Source organism: Abyssogena phaseoliformis symbiont OG214 (genome assembly GCF_016592595.1).
GTDB lineage: Bacteria > Pseudomonadota > Gammaproteobacteria > PS1 > Pseudothioglobaceae > Ruthia.
This window is the reverse complement of sequence record NZ_AP012977.1, coordinates 690,442-712,370: the sequence shown is the minus strand read 5'-3', so window position 1 is coordinate 712,370 and position 21,929 is coordinate 690,442. Positions and strand designations below refer to the sequence as shown.

At 36.5% G+C, this 21,929-nt stretch carries 18 protein-coding genes; 13 read left to right on the top strand and 5 right to left on the bottom strand.

From position 1 onward, the window contains the following. Nucleotides 1-24: 24 nt before the first annotated feature. The 9 genes from CVPH_RS04570 to CVPH_RS04530 all read left to right on the top strand — a co-directional run bounded on the left by CVPH_RS04570 (nucleotide 25) and on the right by CVPH_RS04530 (nucleotide 13,122). Nucleotides 25-393, top strand: a complete 369-nt coding sequence (locus tag CVPH_RS04570) for a ferredoxin reductase domain-containing protein (protein WP_201342319.1) — start codon at nucleotides 25-27, stop codon at nucleotides 391-393. A 342-nt stretch (nucleotides 394-735) separates the two neighbouring features. After that, a complete protein-coding gene (locus CVPH_RS04565; RefSeq protein WP_245396183.1) occupies nucleotides 736-2,907 on the top strand; it encodes an acyl-CoA dehydrogenase in 2,172 nt (723 codons plus the stop codon). After that, nucleotides 2,897-5,281 carry a 3-hydroxyacyl-CoA dehydrogenase/enoyl-CoA hydratase family protein gene (locus tag CVPH_RS04560; protein WP_201342317.1) on the top strand — a complete coding sequence of 795 codons (2,385 nt, stop codon included), beginning with the start codon at nucleotides 2,897-2,899 and terminating at the stop codon, nucleotides 5,279-5,281. The genes CVPH_RS04565 and CVPH_RS04560 overlap by 11 nt, the downstream gene beginning before the upstream one ends. Before the next feature lies 1 nt (nucleotide 5,282). Then, nucleotides 5,283-6,467, top strand: coding sequence for an acetyl-CoA C-acyltransferase (locus CVPH_RS04555; protein WP_201342316.1), 1,185 nt, complete (start codon nucleotides 5,283-5,285; stop codon nucleotides 6,465-6,467). Next, a complete protein-coding gene (locus CVPH_RS04550; RefSeq protein WP_201342315.1) occupies nucleotides 6,454-7,482 on the top strand; it encodes a patatin-like phospholipase family protein in 1,029 nt (342 codons plus the stop codon). Before CVPH_RS04555 ends, CVPH_RS04550 begins: the two co-directional genes overlap by 14 nt. Continuing rightward, nucleotides 7,472-9,070 (top strand): AMP-binding protein, encoded by a 1,599-nt coding sequence (locus CVPH_RS04545; RefSeq protein WP_201342314.1) that lies wholly within the window; start codon nucleotides 7,472-7,474, stop codon nucleotides 9,068-9,070. Before CVPH_RS04550 ends, CVPH_RS04545 begins: the two co-directional genes overlap by 11 nt. A 300-nt stretch (nucleotides 9,071-9,370) precedes the next feature. After that, on the top strand, nucleotides 9,371-11,644 hold the full coding sequence (gene nrdA / locus CVPH_RS04540; protein ID WP_201342313.1) for a class 1a ribonucleoside-diphosphate reductase subunit alpha: 2,274 nt from the start codon (nucleotides 9,371-9,373) through the stop codon (nucleotides 11,642-11,644). A gap of 69 nt (nucleotides 11,645-11,713) precedes the next feature. After that, complete coding sequence (gene nrdB / locus CVPH_RS04535) at nucleotides 11,714-12,850, top strand: class Ia ribonucleoside-diphosphate reductase subunit beta (RefSeq protein WP_201342312.1); 1,137 nt, start codon at nucleotides 11,714-11,716, stop codon at nucleotides 12,848-12,850. Between the two features lie 8 nt (nucleotides 12,851-12,858). Then, nucleotides 12,859-13,122 carry a 2Fe-2S iron-sulfur cluster-binding protein gene (locus CVPH_RS04530; protein WP_201342311.1) on the top strand — a complete coding sequence of 88 codons (264 nt, stop codon included), beginning with the start codon at nucleotides 12,859-12,861 and terminating at the stop codon, nucleotides 13,120-13,122. Here the strand turns inward: CVPH_RS04530 and mnmH are convergent. The 3 genes from mnmH to CVPH_RS04515 all read right to left on the bottom strand — a co-directional run bounded on the left by mnmH (nucleotide 13,111) and on the right by CVPH_RS04515 (nucleotide 16,098). Continuing rightward, a complete protein-coding gene (gene mnmH, locus CVPH_RS04525; protein ID WP_201342310.1) occupies nucleotides 13,111-14,208 on the bottom strand; it encodes a tRNA 2-selenouridine(34) synthase MnmH in 1,098 nt (365 codons plus the stop codon). The genes CVPH_RS04530 and mnmH overlap by 12 nt on opposite strands. Next, the gene (selD, locus tag CVPH_RS04520; protein WP_201342309.1) at nucleotides 14,205-15,254 is read right to left on the bottom strand and encodes a selenide, water dikinase SelD; all 1,050 of its coding nucleotides are present in this window, start codon (nucleotides 15,252-15,254) and stop codon (nucleotides 14,205-14,207) included. Before selD ends, mnmH begins: the two co-directional genes overlap by 4 nt. A 190-nt stretch (nucleotides 15,255-15,444) precedes the next feature. After that, entirely contained in the window at nucleotides 15,445-16,098 is a 654-nt protein-coding gene (locus CVPH_RS04515; RefSeq protein WP_201342308.1) for a dUTP diphosphatase, read from the bottom strand. Nucleotides 16,099-16,140: 42 nt separating this feature from the next. Here CVPH_RS04515 and pxpA point away from each other — a divergent pair, with 42 nt between their 5' ends. The 3 genes from pxpA to CVPH_RS04500 are packed head-to-tail and all read left to right on the top strand — an operon-like array spanning nucleotide 16,141 to nucleotide 18,420. Next, a complete protein-coding gene (gene pxpA, locus CVPH_RS04510; protein ID WP_201342307.1) occupies nucleotides 16,141-16,839 on the top strand; it encodes a 5-oxoprolinase subunit PxpA in 699 nt (232 codons plus the stop codon). Next, the gene (gene pxpB / locus CVPH_RS04505; RefSeq protein ID WP_201342306.1) at nucleotides 16,832-17,515 is read left to right on the top strand and encodes a 5-oxoprolinase subunit PxpB; all 684 of its coding nucleotides are present in this window, start codon (nucleotides 16,832-16,834) and stop codon (nucleotides 17,513-17,515) included. The genes pxpA and pxpB overlap by 8 nt, the downstream gene beginning before the upstream one ends. Beyond that, nucleotides 17,512-18,420: a 5-oxoprolinase subunit C family protein gene (locus tag CVPH_RS04500; protein ID WP_201342305.1), complete on the top strand. Its 909-nt coding sequence runs from the start codon at nucleotides 17,512-17,514 to the stop codon at nucleotides 18,418-18,420. The genes pxpB and CVPH_RS04500 overlap by 4 nt, the downstream gene beginning before the upstream one ends. 94 nt (nucleotides 18,421-18,514) lie before the next feature. On the opposite strand, the gene rnt is transcribed toward CVPH_RS04500, so the two are convergent. Continuing rightward, complete coding sequence (gene rnt / locus CVPH_RS04495; protein WP_201342304.1) at nucleotides 18,515-19,102, bottom strand: ribonuclease T; 588 nt, start codon at nucleotides 19,100-19,102, stop codon at nucleotides 18,515-18,517. Next, nucleotides 19,092-19,517 carry a GNAT family N-acetyltransferase gene (locus CVPH_RS04490; RefSeq protein WP_201342303.1) on the bottom strand — a complete coding sequence of 142 codons (426 nt, stop codon included), beginning with the start codon at nucleotides 19,515-19,517 and terminating at the stop codon, nucleotides 19,092-19,094. The genes rnt and CVPH_RS04490 overlap by 11 nt, the downstream gene beginning before the upstream one ends. Before the next feature lie 76 nt (nucleotides 19,518-19,593). Between CVPH_RS04490 and ilvD the strand changes: the two genes are divergently transcribed. Then, a complete protein-coding gene (ilvD, locus tag CVPH_RS04485; RefSeq protein ID WP_201342302.1) occupies nucleotides 19,594-21,258 on the top strand; it encodes a dihydroxy-acid dehydratase in 1,665 nt (554 codons plus the stop codon). Nucleotides 21,259-21,929: the final 671 nt, after the last annotated feature.

Below are 21,929 nucleotides of genomic sequence, written 5' to 3'. Positions count from 1 at the left end.
TAGCCTCTTGTTCGTGTCATGGGTATGGCACTTGAATTTTACATTCGTAACAACAAGCCCGATACTTTTGCACGAACGATTTTTAACAAATCACTTAAGGTTAAAAGTAAAGTTGCCTTAAAAGGACCTAAAGGCAACTTTGTTCTTAAAGAGGCTTTTTCAGCATTGCCTATGTTGTTTATCGCTTGGGATGGTGGTTTTGCTTCAATTAGAAGTTTAGTTGAACACGCTTTTTTGCTGCAAATGCTCAACCTAATGAATTTTTATTGGGCTTACCCTGCTACTGAATCAGCGCCTTATTTAGACAATCATGCAAAATTTTGGCAAACAATGATAGATAAATATACGTATCATTCTATTGCTTGTGAGTTTGACCGTTATCAAAAAAAGTAGCAAAACAAATTTTTAGCACGCTAGATTTGTCGATTGTTAACCAGTCTGAGGTGTTAATTCACTTAAGTGAACTGTTGCTTGAAAATGGGGATTGGATGAATCTCAACTGATTTCCCTACCAATTTAATTGGTTTTTCAATAACACTACTTGTAAAAAAAGGTTATGATAGGCTTATGCTTATATTGTATTACCTGATATTAGTTATTGTAATCACTGCCTTATTTGCTAGAATTGAGCGGTATTTTGTATTCTTTGCGCTCACTCTTTCTTTTGTTAGTCTTTATTTTCTTGTTGCTTTTCGGTTAAATTTGTTGATTATATGGGGGGTCGGGCTATTTTTATTGTTGGCTAATCTGATATTATTTATTCCATCTTTTAGATTGCTTTTCATTAGACCCATTGTTGTTAAGTTATTTAATCATAAAAAATCTTTGATTGGCGATAGTGAAAAAGTTGCCATGGAAAGTGGCAATACCCATTGGGAGTCGCAATTATTTAGTAATCAGCTTGATTGGAATGAATTGTTGTCTGTTAAAAGTAAACCGTTATCTAATCAAGAGCAAGCGTTTATTGATGATCAAGTGAGTGCACTATGTGACACTTTTAACCAATTTGGGTTAACAGATAAAACCCTAAGCCAAATCAAATCAAAAGGGTTTTGGGCGCTTAACATTCCTAAAAAATATGGCGGTTTGGCATTTTCAGCAAAAGCACATGCAAAAATTTTAACCCAACTTTCTAGTTGCGATGTGTCGTTAGCAGTTACGGTTATGGTGCCGAACTCATTAGGACCTGCAGAGTTAATTTCGCATTATGGCACAGACCAACAAAAACAAAATTTATTGCCAAAATTAGCAACAGGCGAGCACATTCCTTGCTTTGCATTAACTTCAACTGAAGCGGGTTCAGATGCGGGCGCAATGACAGATTCTGGTGTGGTTTGTTATCAAAGCCATCAAGGTGAGAAAACTTTGGGTATTTTGCTAAATTGGGATAAACGTTATACCACGCTTGCGCCAATAGCAACTTTAATTGGACTCGCTTTTAAAACGTATGACCCTGATGGGTTAATTGGCAAAAAAGTCAATCTAGGCATTACTTGTGCTTTGGTTGATAGTGTCTTGGCAGGTATTAGTATTGGTCGATACCATCACCCTATTGGTTCAGAATTTAGCAATGGTCCGCATCAAGGTAGGGATGTGTTTATCCCAATGTCTGCTTTGATTGGCGGTCAAGCAATGATTGGACAAGGTTGGGTGATGTTAATGGAGTCATTGTCATTAGGCAGAGGCGTGTCACTCCCCTCTTTGTCATTATCTGGCGCTCAATTAAGCCTTAAAACTTCAATTGAATATGCGTTAATTAGAAAACAATTTAAACAGTCTTTGTATCATTTTCAAGGTGTGGCTGAGAAAATTGTACCTATGGCAGCGGATGTGCTCGTCATGAAAGCCATGAGTGATTTTCATTTAAGTTTGCTTGACCAGGGGTTTAATCCATCTATCAGTTCTGCGATTTTAAAATATCATCATACTGAATTATTAAGGGTTAATGTTAATCGAGCCATGGACATTCATGGTGGCAAAACAGTCATGCTTGGTAAACGTAACTACCTGGCCAACATTTACCAAAGTATTCCAATTGCTATTGTGGTTGAAGGAGCAAATATTTTAACTAGATCAATGATTATATTTGGTCAAGGATTAATGCGTTGCCATCCTTTTTTAAAAGACGAACTAACAAGTTTAGAAAATAAAGATTATGTTTCATTTAATAAAACGCTGGGTAAGCACCTTGCTTATTTATCTACTGTTAAGGCTAAAAGCTTTATTTTTGCACTAAGCAATGGCAAAGTTGCCATTGCCCCAAAAAATACAAAAAGCATTACTAAGCCTTATTATCAGCAACTTAGCAGTATAAGTGCAAGCTTTGCTTTTTTGGTTGAAATGGCATTAATCAAACACGGCTCAAACATTAAATTTCAAGAAAGTATGAATGGGTTATTTGCTGATTTACTGATTAAGATGTATGGCATTTCTACTTTGTTGAAGTACGCAGAAACACTAGATAGTCATTTTAATGATTTACTCAAATGGACAGCACAAAGCCATGTCTATGAGTCGCAATTATTATTAAAAGAAATTTGTGATCAATTCAAATATACTTGGGCTTTTAAATGGCTGGTTTTACCAAGAGGCGTTAATCAAACCAAGCCTTCTATTGATTTGCAAAATAAAATTATTAACCAACTTATTCATGATGAAAATCTTAAAGAAGATTTAACTAATGATGTTTTGCTTATCAAAGACACACCACTTGATGAACTAGAACAAACTTACAAACTTGCGTTAAAAGCTGAAGAAATATACAAAAATGTTAAACATATAGATACGCCTGAAGCAATTGATGCATTGCTAAATCAAGAGAAAATAACCAGTCAAAAGCACCAAGTTTTGTCTAATTTAACTCAATTAAGGCGTCAAATTTTAAAGGTGGATGATTATGAAAATTAACCAAGTTGGCATTTTAGGTAGTGGTGTGATGGGTGTTCAAATTGCAGGTGTATTTGCAAATGCCAACATTCCTACGTTGTTATTTGGTCATCAAGACCATGTTAAACAAGATTTAGACAGTATTGGTCATTTTAAACCTGAGGCGCTCACACATCCTCAGCAACAATCTTGGATCACACCTGTTAGTTTTGAGAGTAACTTAAAGCAGTTATTGGCTTGTGATTTAGTCATTGAGGTGATTGTTGAAAGCCTTGACCTCAAACAAACATTGCTTAAAAAAATAACGCCTTATTTGTCTAGCCAAGTTATTCTAGCAAGCAATACTTCAAGTTTAAGCATTAACCAGATTGGAGAAAATTTGGGTAAGTTTCAATCTCGATTTTGTGGCATTCATTTTTTTAATCCACCACGCTATATGTCACTCATTGAACTCATTCCTAGCGCACAAACAGACAAGAGAATCCTAGACACTTTAGAGGAGTTTTTTACCTCAGAATTGGGTAAAAATATTTTACATGCCAAGGATACTTCCGGCTTTATTGCTAATCGAATCGGGGTGTTTTCAATCGCTGCGTGTCTTTATCACGCCCAACGTTTATCGTTAAGTTTTGATACAGTTGATGCGCTTACAGGCAAGCGCCTCAAACGGCCTAAAAGTGCTACTTTCAGAACCGCTGATTTAGTTGGTTTGGATGTTTTAAAACATGTGTTTGAGCAATTTTATCATGCACATCCAAACGACCCTTGGCGTCATTATTTTAAAACACCTACTTGGTTGGGTGCCATGGTAGAAAACCACCTTTTAGGTGAAAAAACCAAGGCTGGATTTTACAAAAAAGAACAAGGGGTGATCAAAGCTTACCAAATTGAAGGTCAAACTTATCTTGAGGCTGATTATGACATAGACGCCTCCGTTGAAGCGATTTTTAAAAAAGATACCTCACAACAGATTGCTCTGCTTAAAAACAACCCACATCCTCAAGCACAATTTTTGTATTCTATTATTAAAGACACTTGTCTTTATAGCGCTTACCATCTTCAAAATATTGCTTGCTCTGTTCGAGATGTTGATTGGGCGTTGCGTTGGGGGTTTGGTTGGGCATTGGGGATTTTTGAATTTTGGCACTCTAATAATGTCAAGCAATCATTGGCTTTATTTTTAGAAGATGACGAGCACGTAATAAACCCAGATTGGCTTAATAATGTTGCTCATTTTTATATTGATAAAGGCGCTTATTCACCTATAGAAAAATCCTATATAACTTATTCCAATCATTCTGTTTATCGCCGCCAGCTTCACCGCCCTATCCTAATGGATGAGTGTATTAAGCCACAAGGTCAAACGATTTTTGAAAATGATTCAGCTAGATTTTTCCACGAAAATGATGGTATTAGCATCTTTAGTTTAAAAACCAAATTACACACACTTAATTTAGAAGCCATTAATTCATTAAAACAAGCCATTGAAATTGCTGAGCAAAATTTTAAAGCAATCATTCTTTGGCAAAATAGTGCACCATTTTGTGCAGGTGCTAATCTTTATGAGATTGTTGCAGGTGCAAAATTAGGCATGATTGAGAATCAAAATCTATTCACCAAAGCCAAGAAAAAAGCCTGGCAATTATTTAAACCAAACTTGCCTGATATTGAAAATTTAAAACCTATTAATGAAGTGATTGAACAACTTCAACAAACATTAACGGCGCTCAAATACAGCAAAGTTCCAAGTATTGCTGCTATCGAAGGCTTGGTGTTGGGTGGTGGTTGTGAAATGATGATGCATTGCGATAAGCGTGTGGCTTATGTAGAAAGTTATATTGGCTTAGTAGAAGCAGGTGTTGGCTTATTGCCTGCTGGTGGTGGCTGCAAGGAAATGGCAAGACGTGCTGCACAGCATAAAGATATTTTTCCAAAATTGGCTCAATATTTTGAGCAAATTGGGTTGGCAAAAGTATCAACAAGTGCAAAACAAGCCGTTGATATGGGGTATTTGGATGAGGGAGATTTAATCATCAACCAAAGACTTGAGTTGCTTTATTTTGCCAAACAACAAGCTCAACTAATGATTAAACAGCATTACCGTCCAAAAAATTCAAACCAAAGTTTTAAAATAGGAGGTGCTACGGCAAAAGCCAACTTATTGGCACAATTGGTTAATATGAGAACTGGCAAGTTTATCTCTGAGTATGATGAGCTTATTGCTCAAAAAATTGCAGATACGCTTTGTGGTGGTGAGCTGGAGTCTGAAACTAAAGTCGATAGTCAATATTTATTAAATTTAGAGAAAACGCATTTTATTGAACTATTAAAAGAAGATAAAACTCAAGATAGAATTGAACACATGCTGATTAAACACAAGCCACTGAGGAACTAAAATGACACAAGATGCCTATATTGTTAGCAGTATCAGAACACCTGTTAGTAAGGCAGGTGGTGTATTTAACCGAGTTCGTCCTGATGATTTATTAAGTTTTATTTTAAAAGCTCTATTGTTGGATAATCCTAGTATTGACCCCAGCATGATTGATGATGTTGTGATTGGCTGTGCAATGCCTGAGGCGCAACAAGGGCTTAATATCGCTCGAATATCCGCTTTGCTTGCTCATTATCCTAATTCTGTATCTGGGGTAACAGTTAATCGTTTTTGCGCCTCAGGCTTACAATCTATTGCCTATGCAGCAGATAAAATTCGCCTAGGCGAGGCGGATGTTATGGTGGCGGGCGGTGTTGAATCCATGAGCATGATTCCAATGATGGGACATCAGCCTGCTTTTAATATTAAAGTATTTAAGAGTGATAATTTAGGCATTGCTTACGGCATGGGCACAACCGCAGAACAAGTGGTGGCAAAATATAAAATCAGCCGAGATGCCCAAGACCAATTTTCATTCGAATCTCATCAAAAAGCCATTCATGCTATTAATCAAAATTATTTTGAAGACGAAATTAAGCCTTATAAGGTTATCAGCAAAACTTATGACTTGGGCATAAAAGAAACAACGCAAACTTTAAATGTTGTTTCTGAGGATGAGGGTGTTCGATTTGACACCTCTATAGAGCAATTATCCAAACTCAAAGGCGCTTTTCATGCCAATGGCTCAGTCACTGCTGGAAACAGTTCACAAATGAGCGATGGCGCATCTGCTGTGATGCTTTGCAGTGAAAAAGCATTAAAATTGTTTAATTTAAAACCAATGGCTCGTTTTATGGGCTTTGCTGTGAGCGGCGTTGACCCAAAAATCATGGGTATTGGACCAGTTTTAGCCATTCCTAAGGTATTAAAACAATGTCATATCAACTTATCTGAAATTAATCACATTGAATTAAATGAAGCATTTGCAGCACAAAGCCTTGCAGTTATTCAAGAATTAGACCTTAACCCTGATATTATTAATCCATTAGGTGGTGCGATTGCACTGGGCCATCCTTTGGGGGCAACGGGTAGTATTAGAACCTCAACTTTACTACATCATTTAAATAGAATCCATTCACGTTATGGCATGGTCACAATGTGTATTGGTGGCGGTATGGGAGCAGCAGGTGTTTTTGAAAACTACTGATAAAAAACCCAACATTCACACACGTATTCTTTCGATTGATGGTGGTGGGGTAAGAGGCATTGTGCCTGCGGTTATCTTATCTTATCTGGAAGAAAAAATACAACAATTAAGTAGCAATGCTGGCGCTCGACTTGCTGATTATTTTGATTTATTTGCAGGCACTTCCACAGGGGGCTTAATTATTGCTGGCTTGCTAACCCCTGATGAAAGTGGCAGGCCAAAATATACCGCAAATGATATTGTACAATTGTACTTAGAGCATTCTAAAACAATCTTTCAATCCTCTTTTATACAAGAAGTTAAGTCCGCCTCAGGACTACTAGATGTGAAGTATGACGTAAAGGGTATTAATCTTGTTTACCAGCAGTACTTTGCCAATCAAACGCTAAAAGAATTACTAAAACCTTGTTTAATTCCAGTTTATGACTTAATTCAAGGAGAAAATTATTTTTTTCGGCAACATAAAGCGGTTGTAAACGAAAAGCACAACTACTATTTAAAAGATGCTATGCGCGCTGCTACTTCTGCCATTACCTATTTTCCACCTGCTAATATTACAACAGTGGATGGTTTAAATCAGCATTGTTTTATTGATGGTGGTATTTTTGCTGTCAACCCTGCCCTTTCTGCTTATGCGGAATTTAGGCGCCTCAATCCCAATCTTTACTTTGTAAATACAATGTTATTATCACTCGGCACAGGCAGGCAAGACACGCACTTAGATTGTGATGCTATTAAGCATTGGGGGGCGGTTGAATGGCGTGATGTCGGTAGTAATTTAGTCACCACTTCTTTATCAGAAGTTTGTGATTATCAACTAAATACTGTTTATGGTAAGGATTCAAACTATTTTAGAATTAATCCTTTTATTAAGCCATCACATTCGGCAAATATTGATAATAGCGATGGTGAATACTTAGATTTTCTTTATCAGCTTGGCAGACAAGCAATTGTGTTTAATCAAAAATCGCTCAACCATTTTGCCAGTCAATTGGTTGAAAATCATGCAACCTAATATCAATCACTTAACTCAGCTACTTGATAACGCTAAAAATACCGCGCCTAGTCATCAAGCATTTGTAGGTCTAGGCACATCAATCAGTTATAAAAAACTTTATCAACATAGTGTCAGACTAGCCAATTATTTATCAAATCATACTGATAATGGCACAGTGGCAATCATGATGCCCAACCTTTTATCCTTTCCAGTGAGTTTGTTTGGCATCTGGTATAGCGATAGAACTATAACGTTGATTAACCCGCTCTACACCAATGATGAAGTTTTAAAACAATGCTTAGATGCGCAAGTCAAAACTATTATCATTGCTAAAATTTTCTATAAAACACTCAAGCCTATTCTTAAAAACACCGACATATGGCAAGTCATTACTGTTGAAATAGGCGACTTACAGCCTTTAATAAAACGTTATGCGCTTAATTTAATCACCTGCATTAAACGCAATGTATTTTTTATCAAAAAAAACAAAAATATCCACCACACCACACTACATGAAATTTTAAACAACACATCAGCTGTCCCAAATCAGAAAACCTTTCAAAATACAGTGGCATTGTTGCAATACACGGGCGGCACTAGTGGTGTGTTAAAAGCAGCCACGCTTGAGCATAAAAATATTTTAGCAAATATTCACCAATTAGAGCACTGGTTGCCTAAAAGTATTAATCAGAATAGCCTGATTTTAACCGCCCTACCGCTTTATCATATTTTTGCATTAACGATTAATTGCTTATTATTTGTTTATATTAAAGGTAATAATATTTTGGTACTTAATCCTAGAGAAATAAAGCAATTAATAACACCTTTAAAAAAATATCATATTGGTGTGATTACTGGTGTTAATACTTTGTTTGGCGCATTGGTTAAGCACAAGGATTTTAAAAATCTAAACTGGTCAACATTAAAAATAGCCATTTCAGGTGGCATGTCACTGGATAAAAATATCTCAGACCAATGGCAATCAATCACTGGAAAGCCAATTATACAAGGCTATGGATTAACTGAATGCTCACCTGTGGTTAGTGCTGAAGGGTATCAAACCAATAAATTTAGTGGCTCTGTTGGTAAGCCTTTAATAGAAACAAAAATCAAAATTTTAGATAAATCTCACCAAGCACTAAAAACAAATGAAGTTGGTGAAATAAGCATTAAAGGCCCTCAGGTGATGGCCTCTTATTGGCATAAACAAGCCCTAAATCAACAGGTATTTACCCAAGATGGATATTTTCTTAGTGGTGATATGGGCTATGTGGATAAACAGGGGCGAATATTTATTGTTGATCGGCTTAAAGATATGCTTATCGTATCAGGGTTTAATGTTTATCCTTGCGAGATAGAGCAAGTGCTTAATCAACATCCTGACGTTGTAGAATCTGCTTGTATCGGCATTGAGCATGAAATAAGTGGTCAAATTGTCAAAGCATTTGTGGTGAAACAAACCAGTTCAAGGTTGGAAAAACAAGTATTGATTGATTATTGTAAAAAGCATTTGGCTCATTATAAAATTCCAAGAAAAATTCAGTGGGTTGACTCATTGCCAAAATCCAATATTGGAAAAATTCTTAAAAGAAAATTAACGGACTAAGCAAGGTCAAAAACTAATCAAAAAAAATTAAAACATTAGCCTCTAAAAAGATTGTCACGCCAAGCTTTATGCTTTTTGCAACCAAAATACATTATAAATCGGTAATATTTTTGTCAAAAATCATGCTAAATTTTTTTTATTTTTTTTTCAATCTAGCAATCCCTTTCATAGCAATATTTTAAGCATTTTTTCCCATAAATTGCAAAATTTAGCACTTGCAAAAATAATTCAAATACACTATATTTAGTTGCAATTAACTTTTACTAACACTATATGTAGTGTTTTTTACTAAGAGCACTAATGAACCAAGACATTAAAGTCACCAAGCGCAACGGACAACAAGAATCCATTGATATGGAGAAAATTCATAGGGTTGTGCACTGGGCTTCACAAGATTTAAAAGGTGTGAGTGTAAGTCAAGTTGAAATCAATGCTCAGTTAGCATTTTTTGACGGCATTAAGACGGCAGATATTCATGAAACCATTATTAAATCAGCAGCAGATTTAATCTCAATAGAGGTGCCAGATTATCAATATTTAGCGGCACGTTTAGCTATTTTTCATTTGCGTAAAAAGGCATTTAAGTCCTTTACCCCACCCCCACTTTTTGAACATATTAAAAAAATTACAGATTTGGGTATTTATGACAAAGACATTCTTGATAAATACTCAAAAGAAGAAATTGAAACTCTAGATGCTTATATTGACCATTGGCGTGATATGAAGTTTTCTTATGCTGCAGTTAAGCAATTAGAAGGTAAATACCTAGTTCAAAATCGTGTCACTGGCGAAATTTACGAATCTCCACAATTGCTTTATGTATTGGTGGGTATGTGTCTATTCCAAGAATATGAGGCCAGCGTACGTATGGATATTGTGAAGCGCTTTTATGACGCAGTAAGTTTATTTAAAATCTCTCTTCCTACGCCTATTATGGCGGGTGTTAGAACCCCCACACGCCAGTTTTCATCTTGTGTATTAATTGAGGTAGATGATGATTTAGACTCAATCAGTGCTGCTGCTGGTGCTATTGTAAAGTATGTTTCTCAGCGTGCCGGCATTGGTATTAATGGTGGCAAAATTCGTGCAATTGGCAGCCCTATTCGTGGTGGCGAGGCAACACATACAGGCTGCATCCCTTTTTATAAACACTTTCACACTGCGGTTAAATCTTGCTCCCAAGGAGGCGTACGTGGTGGTGCAGCCACTTTGTTTTATCCTTTGTGGCACTTGGAAGTTGAAAGCTTGTTGGTGCTTAAAAATAACACAGGTACGGATGAAAACCGCATTCGCCATCTTGATTATGGCGTGCAATTTAACGGACTAATGTATCAACGCTTTCTAAAAGATGGTAATATTACTTTATTTTCACCGCATGACGTGCCTGGTTTGTATGATGCCTTTTTTGCCGACCAAGAGGAATTTAAACGCTTGTACGAACAATACGAACAATACGATTCAATTAGAAAACAAACCATTAAGGCCAGAGAGCTGTTTGCCAAATTTATGCAAGAACGCGCCAATACAGGCCGTATTTATTTACAAAATGTTGATCATTGTAATACCCACAGTGCCTTTGATGCCAAACAAGCCCCTATTAAACAATCCAATCTTTGTATGGAAATTACCCTACCAACCAAGCCTTTGTACTCAGTTCAAGACGAACAAGGTGAAGTGGCGCTTTGTACGTTATCAGCAGTCAATCTTGGTGCATTAGACTCTCTAGACGAGATGGAGGCACTAACTGATATTATTGTACGCTCATTAGATTGTTTGCTTGATTATCAAGATTATCCAATTAAAGCAGCTGAACTTACTAGCAAGAACCGTCGTACACTTGGTATTGGTGTCACCAATCTTGCTTATTATTTAGCCAAAAATGGTGCAAAATACTCTGATGGATCAGGCAATCAGCTTATTCACAAAACCTTTGAAGCATTGCAATATTATTCATTAAAGGCTTCAAATACATTGGCAAAAGAATTGGGCGCTTGTCCATTATTTTCTCAAACCCAATATTCACAAGGCATTATGCCCATTGATTCTTATAAAAAAGACATTGACACATTCTGTGAATGCAAGTTAGAGCTTGATTGGGATACGCTGCGCCAAGATATTAAATCAACAGGGCTTAGAAACTCAACTTTAACAGCACTCATGCCATGTGAAAGTTCGTCACAAATCTCCAATTCAACCAATGGTATCGAACCACCTAGAGGATTTGTGTCTATTAAACAATCTAAAGACGGCATTTTAAAACAAATTGTGCCTGAGTATGAAAGATTAAAAAATCAATATGAATTGCTTTGGGACATTAAAGATAACGAAGGCTATCTACAACTCTGTGGGATTATGCAAAAATTTGTGGATCAATCTATTTCTACCAATACACATTATGACCCTTCACAATTTAAAGGCAATAGAGTGCCGATGAAGTTGTTTTTAATGGATTTGTTAAAGGCATATAAATACGGCATTAAAACGCTTTATTATCACACAACTCGCGATGGTGGCGATGAATGGCAAGAAAAAGAAGATGGTAACGCATGTGCAGATGGTGTTTGTAAACTATAAACCATCAACATCAAATCTTAAATAAAAGATTAAAAGCTTTGCTTGGGAATCAAATAAAGGAGTTATATTATGTCATACAGTATTTTTAACAAAAAAATTAGTGATACACTAACCCAGCCTATGTTTTTTGGCGACAGTGTGAATGTTGCACGCTTTGATAAGCAAAAATTTGAGATATTTGAAAAACTCACCGAAAAACAACTTTCATTCTTTTGGCGCCCAGAAGAAATTGATGTTTCCAAAGATAAAATAGATTTTGCTAAATTATTGCCTAATGAAAAGCATATTTTTATCTCCAATCTACAATACCAAATTTTGCTAGATTCAGTGCAAGGGCGCGCTCCTAATATTGCTTTTTTGCCAATTGTGTCACTGCCAGAGTTGGAAAATTGGATTGAAACTTGGTCATTTTCTGAAACCATTCATTCACGCTCTTATACGCATATTATTCGCGCTATTGTTAATGAACCAGGTGTGGTATTTGACGATATCATGAAAACAGATGAAATTATTCAACGTGCTGAAAGTGTCTCCAAACATTATGACGCGCTAATTAAATGCACTCAGGCCTATTTGCTACATGGTACAGGCAAGATTAAGGTTCAAGAGAAAGAAGTGTCAATTGACTTGTACTGTTTGAAAAGGCAACTTTATCTTACGATTATGTCGGTCAATATTCTTGAGGCGGTGCGATTCTACGTTAGTTTTGCTTGTTCATTTGCTTTTGCTGAACGCAAGGTTATGGAGGGCAATGCCAAGATTATCAAAATGATTGCTCGCGATGAAGCGCTCCATTTAACAGGCACCCAACATATGCTTAATTTGATGAGCAATGGCAAAGACGACCTTGATATGCAAAAAATTGCCAAAGAGTGTCAAAATGAAGTAATTACCATGTTTAGAGAGGCTTGTGAGCAAGAAAAAAACTGGGCAGAATACTTGTTTCGTGATGGCTCTATGATTGGCTTAAATGCACAGATTTTAAAACAATATTTAGAATACATCACCAACGTACGTATGAAAGCTTTAAATCTAAGCCCCATATTTGATGAATGCACCAATCCACTACCTTGGATTAACCACTGGCTAGATTCCGATAATGTGCAAGTTGCACCACAAGAAACTGAAATTACCTCTTATTTGGTCAGTGCTATTGATAATACTTTGGATGAGCAGGACTCTGATTTTAACGGCTTTGAATTGTAGTTAACTAAATGTTCAGAATAGAGGTTGATAACATTAATGGCAAAACTGAGTTATTATATGTCTACGGAGACCGCTCCATTCTTGCCGAGCTTGAACAGCACAATGTGCTTATTAACCACTCTTGTCGTCAAGGGCATTGTGGCAGTTGCATATTGCAGATTTTATCTGGTGATGTCATCCATCAGGATTCTCTAGTACCTTTATCACAAGGGGAAATTTTAGCTTGTAGAGCAACGCCCGTTACGGATATTAAAATTGGCTTAAGAGATTAAGCGAGTGTTTAAATATTCCAAGACTTCCCTAGCGTTGCCTTTAAATACAATTCTTTTGTTCTTTTTCTTAATTTGGTAGTTATACATTGGATCATAATAATCTATGAACAAACTTTTAATAACAGGATAAAAACCATCAAATTGATTCTTTGTTTGATGTTGGCTAAGTGCACTGGTAATCATTTTGTGTATTACTTTATAACGCGCTAAACCTAATCTTTTTTGAATTTTTTGCAAACTACCCAGCCAATAATTAGCAAAATTATTAAAACCATTAATCACATCTTGGTAAATAAAATCTTGATGCATATTAATTACGTACGCATCCATACTAATAATGATGCGCTCTTGTACACTGGCTTTGAGTAAAACCAAATCAGCCTGAGAGGTTTTATCTTTAACACAAATTGGAATATGTACTGTACCTATATTTGAGCCTTCATCTTCAAAAATTAAATGGGTGTAATGTTGATTTTTAATCAACTCAATCGCCAGTTCATTTTCAAAATTAATTTGGCTAGGTTGGCTTGTTGTGGTATTGCCAAAAGCTGAACCTCGATGATTGGCCAAGCCTTCTAAATCAATTTTTGCCTTAATTTTATCCAATAATAGTGTCTTACCACAGCCTGTTTGTCCGCCAATAACTATGGGCGTTGTCGCACTCATAATACGACCGCTCTCATCAATTAAAAATCGACGTAACGCTTTAAACCCTCCATTAATACGCGGATATTCAATACCAGAAGTTTCAAAAATCCATCTTTGTGTAATTTGTGAACGCAAGCCACCACGAAAGCAGTAAAGCGCACCATTTGGATTGCTTTTAATAAATTCAAGCCATGCCTTTATTCTAGTGTTTTTAACCTCGTCTTGTATTAACTCATGCCCAAGCTTAATAGCCTCTCCTTGCCCTTTATTTTTATAACAAGTGCCTATTAACTTTCGCTGCTCATTACTCATCAAAGGCAAATTGTGTGTGTGTGGAAATGCACCTTGTATAAATTCAACTGGCGCACGCGTATCTATTAATGGCGTGTCATTAATAAAAAGTTGGTTAAAATCTTCTATTTGAGCAAAACTGCTCATGTCATTTGAATAATCGGTTGATCAGGGTTTGATTTAACAATTTCACCAATTGCTTCCAAATTAAGATCGGCAGAACGCATAACCTTGTCAAATTGTGCTTGTGCGCTATTAGAAACCATAACCAATAAACCACCACTGGTTTGTGGATCACAAATAATTGATTGCATCTCATCATTCATTTGGCTTAAATGATGCCCATAACTTTCAAAGTTACGCTGCGCTCCTCCTGGAGAACAGCCCTTAGCTAGATAGTCTTTAATATTAGGCAGAATAAGTACTTTGCTATAATCAATTTTTGCTGCCACATTGGAACCTATGCATACCTCAGATAAATGACCGCCCAAACCAAAACCAGTCACATCAGTCATTGCGTTGACGCCATCAATTTTTGCAAAATCAGCACCAATATCATTTAACTGGCACATGGTCTTAATTGCTTGAATTTCATCTTCTGGTGTAATTTTTTTCTGTTTTTGAGCTGTGGTTAAAATGCCGATACCCAAAGGCTTGGTTAAATAAATTTTATCACCTATCCTTGCAGTTGAATTTTCTTTTAAATGCTCAGTCTTCACTCGTCCTGTGACGCACAAACCAAAAATAGGCTCAGGAGAGTCAATGCTATGCCCACCTGCTAGAACCATACCAGCAGCATGACACACGCTTCTACCGCCATCAATAACTTGTCGTCCTGCCTCTACAGGGAGTTTGTCTAGTGGCCAGCCAAAAACAGCAATTGCCATAATAGGCGTGCCACCCATTGCATAAATATCACTAATAGCATTAGTAGCAGCAATACGCCCGAAAGTAAAAGCATCATCTACAATTGGCATAAAGAAATCTGTTGTACTAATGATTGCTTCGCCATTACCAAGATCATACACAGCAGCATCATCATTTGTATCATTGCCTACTAAGAGATTGGCATCTTTATACTCACCAAATGAGGATATTAAAATAGCATCTAATATTTTGGGCGAAATTTTACAACCACAACCTTGTCCATGGCTATATTCAGTAAGTTTAATTGTTTGACTGGATAAGTTCACACCTGAGGAATTATACCCTGATTAGGTAAAAACTAGGGTGCAACGCCAAAACAGGTACATTCTTTGCAATTAATAGTGCCAATATTGACGTGCTATACTTGCGTTTATTCTAGCCCAAAGAATGAATTTTAATATTCTTCGGTTTAATTTAACAAGGTGTATACAATTTAACGACTTATTAAGCAAGGGGTTATATAACCAAGTTGTACTCTTTTTCTAATTCTTTATATAATTGTTCTGGTGTTAAATCAGGATGTTCTTCCATGATACAAAAGGCAATAACGTTATCCTCCACCGCACCCCAATTCTTAATATAAGTGCCTTCTTTATAGCCATGCTTTTGTCTAAAGGCATTGAGTTGATTTTTAACAAGATAGCGTTTGTAAAGTTCTGGCACATCCATACTCATTGTTGCTAGCGCTTTAAAAAAAAGCCCTGTAATTTCATATAAAGCATTTTGAGATTTATCTACATTGGCACCACTTGCTGCAGCCACCAGTTTTTCTAAAATCTCTATCACAAGTTCTGGATTTGCCTGCCTTTCTGGCTTTGTATTTTCATAACTCTGAGCAAATTGAGTATCGCCAAAATGAATGGCTTCAGACATAATAAAATGCCAAATATCCACCAATTCAACTTTGGCGTTATCTAAATCATGCGCTGCTTCAATATCTTTCCAGTGTTTCCAGTTAAACGAATCAATCGCCTCAGTGGCCTCCATATAAATACAACGTAACCAAGAAATATAACGCCCATCTTTGGTGATGCCACTACTCCACTCAGGACCATTGGTGTTGTCATTTAATTGCTGTTGCAATTCAAACATTTGCTTAATTTGACTCATTAATAAACCCTTATAATAATATAAAAAATATCAAGAATTATAATGCAACACTTAGCAAGTAAAAAATTAATTAACTGTGATTTGGGCGAGTGCTTAACACCCAATCCTGATACACACATTATGCCACTTATTGATATGGCAAATATTGCTTGTGGCGGGCATGCAGGTAATGATAAAAGTATGGTTCAAACTATTCAGCTTGCCATGCAAAATAGCGTCACAATTGGTGTGCATCCTAGTTATCTTGATAAGGAGAATTTTGGTCGTTTGAGTTATGATTTAAATAAAAATGAGTTGTTTGATTTGATTTACAATCAGGTTCTACACTTTCAACATTTGTGCACTGAACATGGTGCACAGCTTAACTATATAAAACCACATGGCGCACTGTACCATGATATGACACACAAGCAATTTGTGCTACATACTATGTGTGATGTTATTAAGGCAATTAATCAGAACTTAAGTCTTGTTGTGCAAGCGGGTAACGAGAATCATTTTAAGCACATTGAAACAAACACAAAAATTCAATTATTGCATGAGGTATTTGCTGACCGTGGTTATCATAGCACACACATCATTCCTAGGGGTGAGAAAGGGGCTGTTTTGGATAATGCGCATGCCATTGTTAAACAATATCAAGATTTTTTATTTAAAAAATCCTTCAAAATAGACATAATTTGCTTCCATAGTGATAATATAGCCTCCATAGAGGCTTTAAAAATACTAAAAAATGCATAAAATTATTCTGGCAGGTGAGCACTCCTTATTGATTTATTTTGGTCATAAAATCGATTCTAACTTACCTAAAAATATTGCAAGTTTTGCTGAGCAACTTATTGCTAAATTCCCTAATCTTATCATTGATTTAACCCCTTCCTATACTTCCTTATTAGTCAGTTATAATTTAAATTTAACCACCCATCAACAATTTGTAAACCAAGTAGAGCAATGCCTGAATACCTTTGAATATAAATCTAATCACGCGGCGTCTACCTTGCTGTCCATTCCTGTGTATTATGGGTTTGAAACTGGGCTTGATCTTGAAAGGTTGTTATCTGAAAAGCAACTTGATTTAAATGCTTTTATTGACATTCATTCATCTGTTGAATATTTAGTTTATGCCATTGGTTTTAGCCCAGTGTTTGCTTTTTTAGGCGAGGTGGATAGTCGTATTCGCGCACCAAGGTTAGCTACACCAAGAATTAAAATTCCTGCAGGTAGTGTTGGTATTGCGCAGAGCCAAACTGCCATCTACCCTGCTGACTCCTCTGCTGGGTGGAATATTATTGGGCGCACACCTATTGATTTATCTTTAAATAATCCTGATAATATTGATAAATTTAAAACAGGTGATCGAGTTAAGTTTTGCTCAATCAGCAAGAATGCGTATATTAAGCACGGTGGTAAATTATGAGTTTTAAAGTAATCAAATCAGGATTTTTAGCAACCATACAAGATTATGGTCGTTTTAACCATGCCAAACACGGTATGAGTCGTTGTGGCGTAATGGATGAACATGCTTACAGTTGGACAAATTATCTATTAAATAATGCATTTGATGATGCAGTGCTAGAAATTAGCTTTGGCGCAGTTGAGCTTGAAACGCAACTTGATGTGTTAATTGTTGTTACTGGTGCAGATTTAGATTTTAAAATTAACCAAAAATCAGCAACAATGTGGCACAGTGTACAAGTACATAAAGGTGATATACTCAGTTGGGGTGCTCAAAAAAGTGGCATACGGGCTTATTTAGCCGTTAAAAACGGATTTAATACTAAGGTGTTGTTTGGCTCAAAATCAGTCAACCTGCGTGAACATATTGGCACAAAAATAAGCCAAAGTGAACCATTGGATTATGTTGAATCTTTTGGAATAAGCGAGCGTTTAATACCCATTCAATACATCCCAAATTACAACAAAGACATTACTTTGCGCTTATTACCCAGTTATCAATTTAGTGAATTTAGCATTAGTCAACGTGATTTATTTTTTAATCAAACTTATCAAATTACCAACGCCAGCGATAGAACAGGCTGTCGTTTGCAAGGCGCGCCTATTGACTTAAAACAAACCAAAATAATTTCTGAAGGCATGAGTTACGGTAGTGTGGAAATTGCCACAGATGGCTTACCAATTATTCTATTAAAAGATGCACCAACCATTGGTGGCTATCCGAAAATTGGCACCGTATTTTCACTAGACTTAGCCAAGCTTGCACAAAAACAACCGAATGCCCATCTTAGATTTGAATTAATCAATATTAATGAAGCACAAGAAGAAAGAGTTGTGTTTAATCAATTTTTTAACATTAAACATTAGATTTTTTATTGCTATAAGGTAACCTTGCTTATTTATGAATCGTTTCTAGATTTTAAGAAATAGATAAGGATTAACCCTAAGTTTATTTAGAAATTTAAATTGGCTTGGTATTAAAAATTTTACAAAATAATTCAGCCGTTTTTTGTGTATCGTATAACGCAGAATGTGCACAAGCATCATCCCACTCAATATCAGCTTTACGCATAGCTTTAGCCAGTACGGTTTCACCATAATGTAAGGCGGATAAACTAACGGTATCTAGGGTTGAAAACTGATGAAATGGACTTTTAAGTTTACACCTGTCAGTTGCAGCACGCAAAAAACCCAAATCAAAAAAAGCATTATGCCCTATCAAGATAGCACGAGTACAGTTTTCTTGTTTAAGCTCTGTATACACCTTGGTGTAAATCCGCTTAATGGCGTTAACTTCCTTAATTGCCATTCTAAATGGATTGTCAACATCAATGCCATTAAACTTTAGCGCACTAGGTTCTAGTATACTACCTTTAAAAGGTTCAATGTGAAAATGTTGCGGTTCTTTTGGGTATAAATTACCCACTTTATCAACACCAATCACAATGGCGCAAATCTCCAGCATGGCATCAGTTTTTTCGTTAAAACCACCCGTTTCAATATCAATAACTACTGGCAAATAGCCACGAATTCTGTCTTTAATTAACATCTTTAAAAAAAATTGATGAGTTGCGATCTTGATTAAATAAGGCTTGGCGTTTTTGGGGTAAATCAGTAATTTTCATTTGGGTAAAGCCATTTTTAATAAACCAATCTGTGCCGTATTTGGTCAATGCAAAAACCTTGGAAAAATTTTCAGATTTTGCCTTTTTCATAATTTTGTCAAGCAGTTTTAATGAAAGCCCTATTTTTTGCGCTTTTTTAGACACTGCCAATGAATAAATCTCCCCTACACCACCCTCCTTACAGTCTTTAAGACCTGCACAAGCAAGTAATTGATTGTCGTCCATCAAATAAACAAAATCCCCAATATTTTCATTGATTTGCGCCTTGGTTTTGGGCAATATTTTACCCTCCTTAACAAAAGGCTTGATTAGGGTTAGAATTTGTTCGGCTTTAATCAAACTGATGGCTCAAATGTTTAATGAAACACCTATTTTAGTCTAAAATCTAATCTTTTATTATGCGAAGAAAAATTTTATGTACAACCCAAGAAAATATTCCTCACAAGTTGTTGACGGGTTTAAGCGCGCACCAAGTCGTGCCATGCTTTATCCGGTTGGTTTTACAAAAGAGGATTTTAACAAACCTCAAGTTGGTATAGCAAGCACTTGGTCAATGGTAACACCGTGCAATATGCACATTAATAAATTGGCTGATGAGGCATCAAAAGGAGTCAATGCCACAGGTGGCAAAGCTGTTATTTTTAACACCATCACCATTTCAGATGGTATTTCTATGGGCTCTGAAGGCATGAAGTACTCTTTAGTCTCACGTGAAGTCATTGCCGATTCAATTGAAACTGTTGTTGGCTGTCAAGGTTTTGATGGTGTGATTGCCATTGGTGGTTGTGATAAAAATATGCCTGGTTGTATTATTGGCTTGGCACGTCTTAACCGTCCTAGTGTTTTTGTTTATGGCGGTACCATTCAGCCGGGTAAAAATCATACAGATGTGGTGAGTGTTTTTGAGGCAGTTGGCCAATTTGCCAATCATGCAATCGATGCAATTGAACTGGAAAACATTGAAAAAACAGCCATTCCTGGCCCAGGCTCTTGTGGCGGCATGTACACAGCCAACACTATGGCATCAGCAATTGAGGCGTTGGGCATGAGTTTGCCAAATTCTAGTGCACAAGACGCTATTTCAGATGATAAAAATAACGACTGCGTTCAAGCTGGACAAGCTGTCCTTAACTTATTAAACAAAGACATTAAACCTCGTGACATTATGACCATGAAAGCATTTGAGAATGCCATTACCGTGATTATTGCACTGGGCGGCTCAACCAATGCTGTCTTGCATTTAATTGCCATGGCAAGTGCTGCTGAGGTTAATCTTAAAATTGATGACTTTACCCGTATTGGCAAAAAAGTGCCTGTTATTGCCGACCTTAAACCATCAGGCAAATACATGATGAGTGAATTGGTTGAAATTGGCGGTACATTGCCACTAATGAAAATGCTACTTGATGCAGGACTATTGCATGGAGACTGCCTAACAGTAACAGGTAAAACTCTAGCTGAAAATTTAGAAAATGTTCAGCCATACGCCGATTCCCAAGAAATCATTAGAGCATTAGACAACCCAATAAAAAAAGATTCACACCTTAGAATTTTACGTGGCAATCTTGCAACCGATGGTGCTGTAGCAAAAATCACTGGCAAAGAAGGTTTGAGTTTTAAAGGTAGTGCAAAATGTTTTTCTCGCGAAGAGGATGCGCTTGAAGCCATCCTAAATGACCAAATAACAGCAGGTGATGTGATTGTTATTCGCTATGAAGGCCCTGTCGGTGGTCCTGGTATGCGCGAAATGCTTGCCCCTACTTCTGCAGTTATGGGCAAAGGCTTAGGTGGCAAGGTTGCCCTTATTACCGATGGTCGCTTCTCTGGCGGTACACATGGGTTTGTAGTCGGCCACATCACCCCTGAAGCCTTTAAAGGTGGCGTACTGGCTGTGGTTGAAGATGGCGATGAAATCTTAATTGATGCAAAAAACAACATTTTAGAACTGTTAATTGAACAAGCAATTATCGATAAACGCCTATCTAATTGGACACAACCCAAACCAAACTACACCAAAGGTGTATTGGCTAAGTTTGCAAAGTTAGCTAAATCTGCCTCTGCAGGCGCAGTGACTGATTAGTCGCTTAACTCTAAAATCATACTCAGTTAAGTGTCATTGGTGTAAATCTCACATCAAACCTTTGCAAAATAAAAGGGTAGCGTCCCCTTACTACCCCCTTTAATTAGGAATGATTTATTAGGAGTATTTATTTTTATTATGCATTTCTTGGTTTAAACTATAAATTTTTTCAGCTATTGCACTTCCTATTTTATTTCTTATTTCTCTCATTATGTCTTCAATACTGCCACCTCTTGCTTAGTTGTTGTATTACATAGCCCCAATCTTTCTATAAATCATCAGGAAAATCTTCTTTTGCAAGGGTACTAGGTTCGTCATACGCAGTTAACAATCTTTCACGAACATCTCTTTCCATTGTGGCTAAACAATATACTGCATAACTGAGTTTTTCTCTAATATACGAATTACTTTTTTTTATGATTTCCTCCTATTCGTTTGGTTTTTACAAACATTGAAATTTAGCCTCAAAAGTATATCTTATACGCCCCATTCCAGCCTCTAAATGGGTCCCAATATGAACACGACTGTTACTTGGCCCTACTAAATAATTCCGCCCCTAAACCACATTTTTCTTTTGCAAGTTTTGATGCCTCTACATCATCCAATTTATCTTTCCATTTTTTATAATCACGGACAACAGAAACCATACCATCAGCGCGACTACCAACTGT

Excerpts from the sequence above, each read along its gene's own strand:
- CVPH_RS04560 (WP_201342317.1), top strand. The coding sequence starts at position 2,897 with ATGAAAATTAACCAAGTTGGCATTTTAGGTAGTGGTGTGATGGGTGTT.
- CVPH_RS04570 (WP_201342319.1), top strand. The coding sequence starts at position 25 with ATGGCACTTGAATTTTACATTCGTAACAACAAGCCCGATACTTTTGCA.
- CVPH_RS04530 (WP_201342311.1), top strand. The coding sequence starts at position 12,859 with ATGTTCAGAATAGAGGTTGATAACATTAATGGCAAAACTGAGTTATTA.
- ilvD (WP_201342302.1), top strand. The coding sequence starts at position 19,594 with ATGTACAACCCAAGAAAATATTCCTCACAAGTTGTTGACGGGTTTAAG.
- nrdB (WP_201342312.1), top strand. The coding sequence starts at position 11,714 with ATGTCATACAGTATTTTTAACAAAAAAATTAGTGATACACTAACCCAG.
- CVPH_RS04515 (WP_201342308.1), bottom strand. The coding sequence starts at position 16,098 with ATGAGTCAAATTAAGCAAATGTTTGAATTGCAACAGCAATTAAATGAC.
- pxpA (WP_201342307.1), top strand. The coding sequence starts at position 16,141 with ATGCAACACTTAGCAAGTAAAAAATTAATTAACTGTGATTTGGGCGAG.
- nrdA (WP_201342313.1), top strand. The coding sequence starts at position 9,371 with ATGAACCAAGACATTAAAGTCACCAAGCGCAACGGACAACAAGAATCC.
- CVPH_RS04500 (WP_201342305.1), top strand. The coding sequence starts at position 17,512 with ATGAGTTTTAAAGTAATCAAATCAGGATTTTTAGCAACCATACAAGAT.
- rnt (WP_201342304.1), bottom strand. The coding sequence starts at position 19,102 with ATGTTAATTAAAGACAGAATTCGTGGCTATTTGCCAGTAGTTATTGAT.
- pxpB (WP_201342306.1), top strand. The coding sequence starts at position 16,832 with ATGCATAAAATTATTCTGGCAGGTGAGCACTCCTTATTGATTTATTTT.
- CVPH_RS04545 (WP_201342314.1), top strand. The coding sequence starts at position 7,472 with ATGCAACCTAATATCAATCACTTAACTCAGCTACTTGATAACGCTAAA.
- mnmH (WP_201342310.1), bottom strand. The coding sequence starts at position 14,208 with ATGAGCAGTTTTGCTCAAATAGAAGATTTTAACCAACTTTTTATTAAT.
- CVPH_RS04555 (WP_201342316.1), top strand. The coding sequence starts at position 5,283 with ATGACACAAGATGCCTATATTGTTAGCAGTATCAGAACACCTGTTAGT.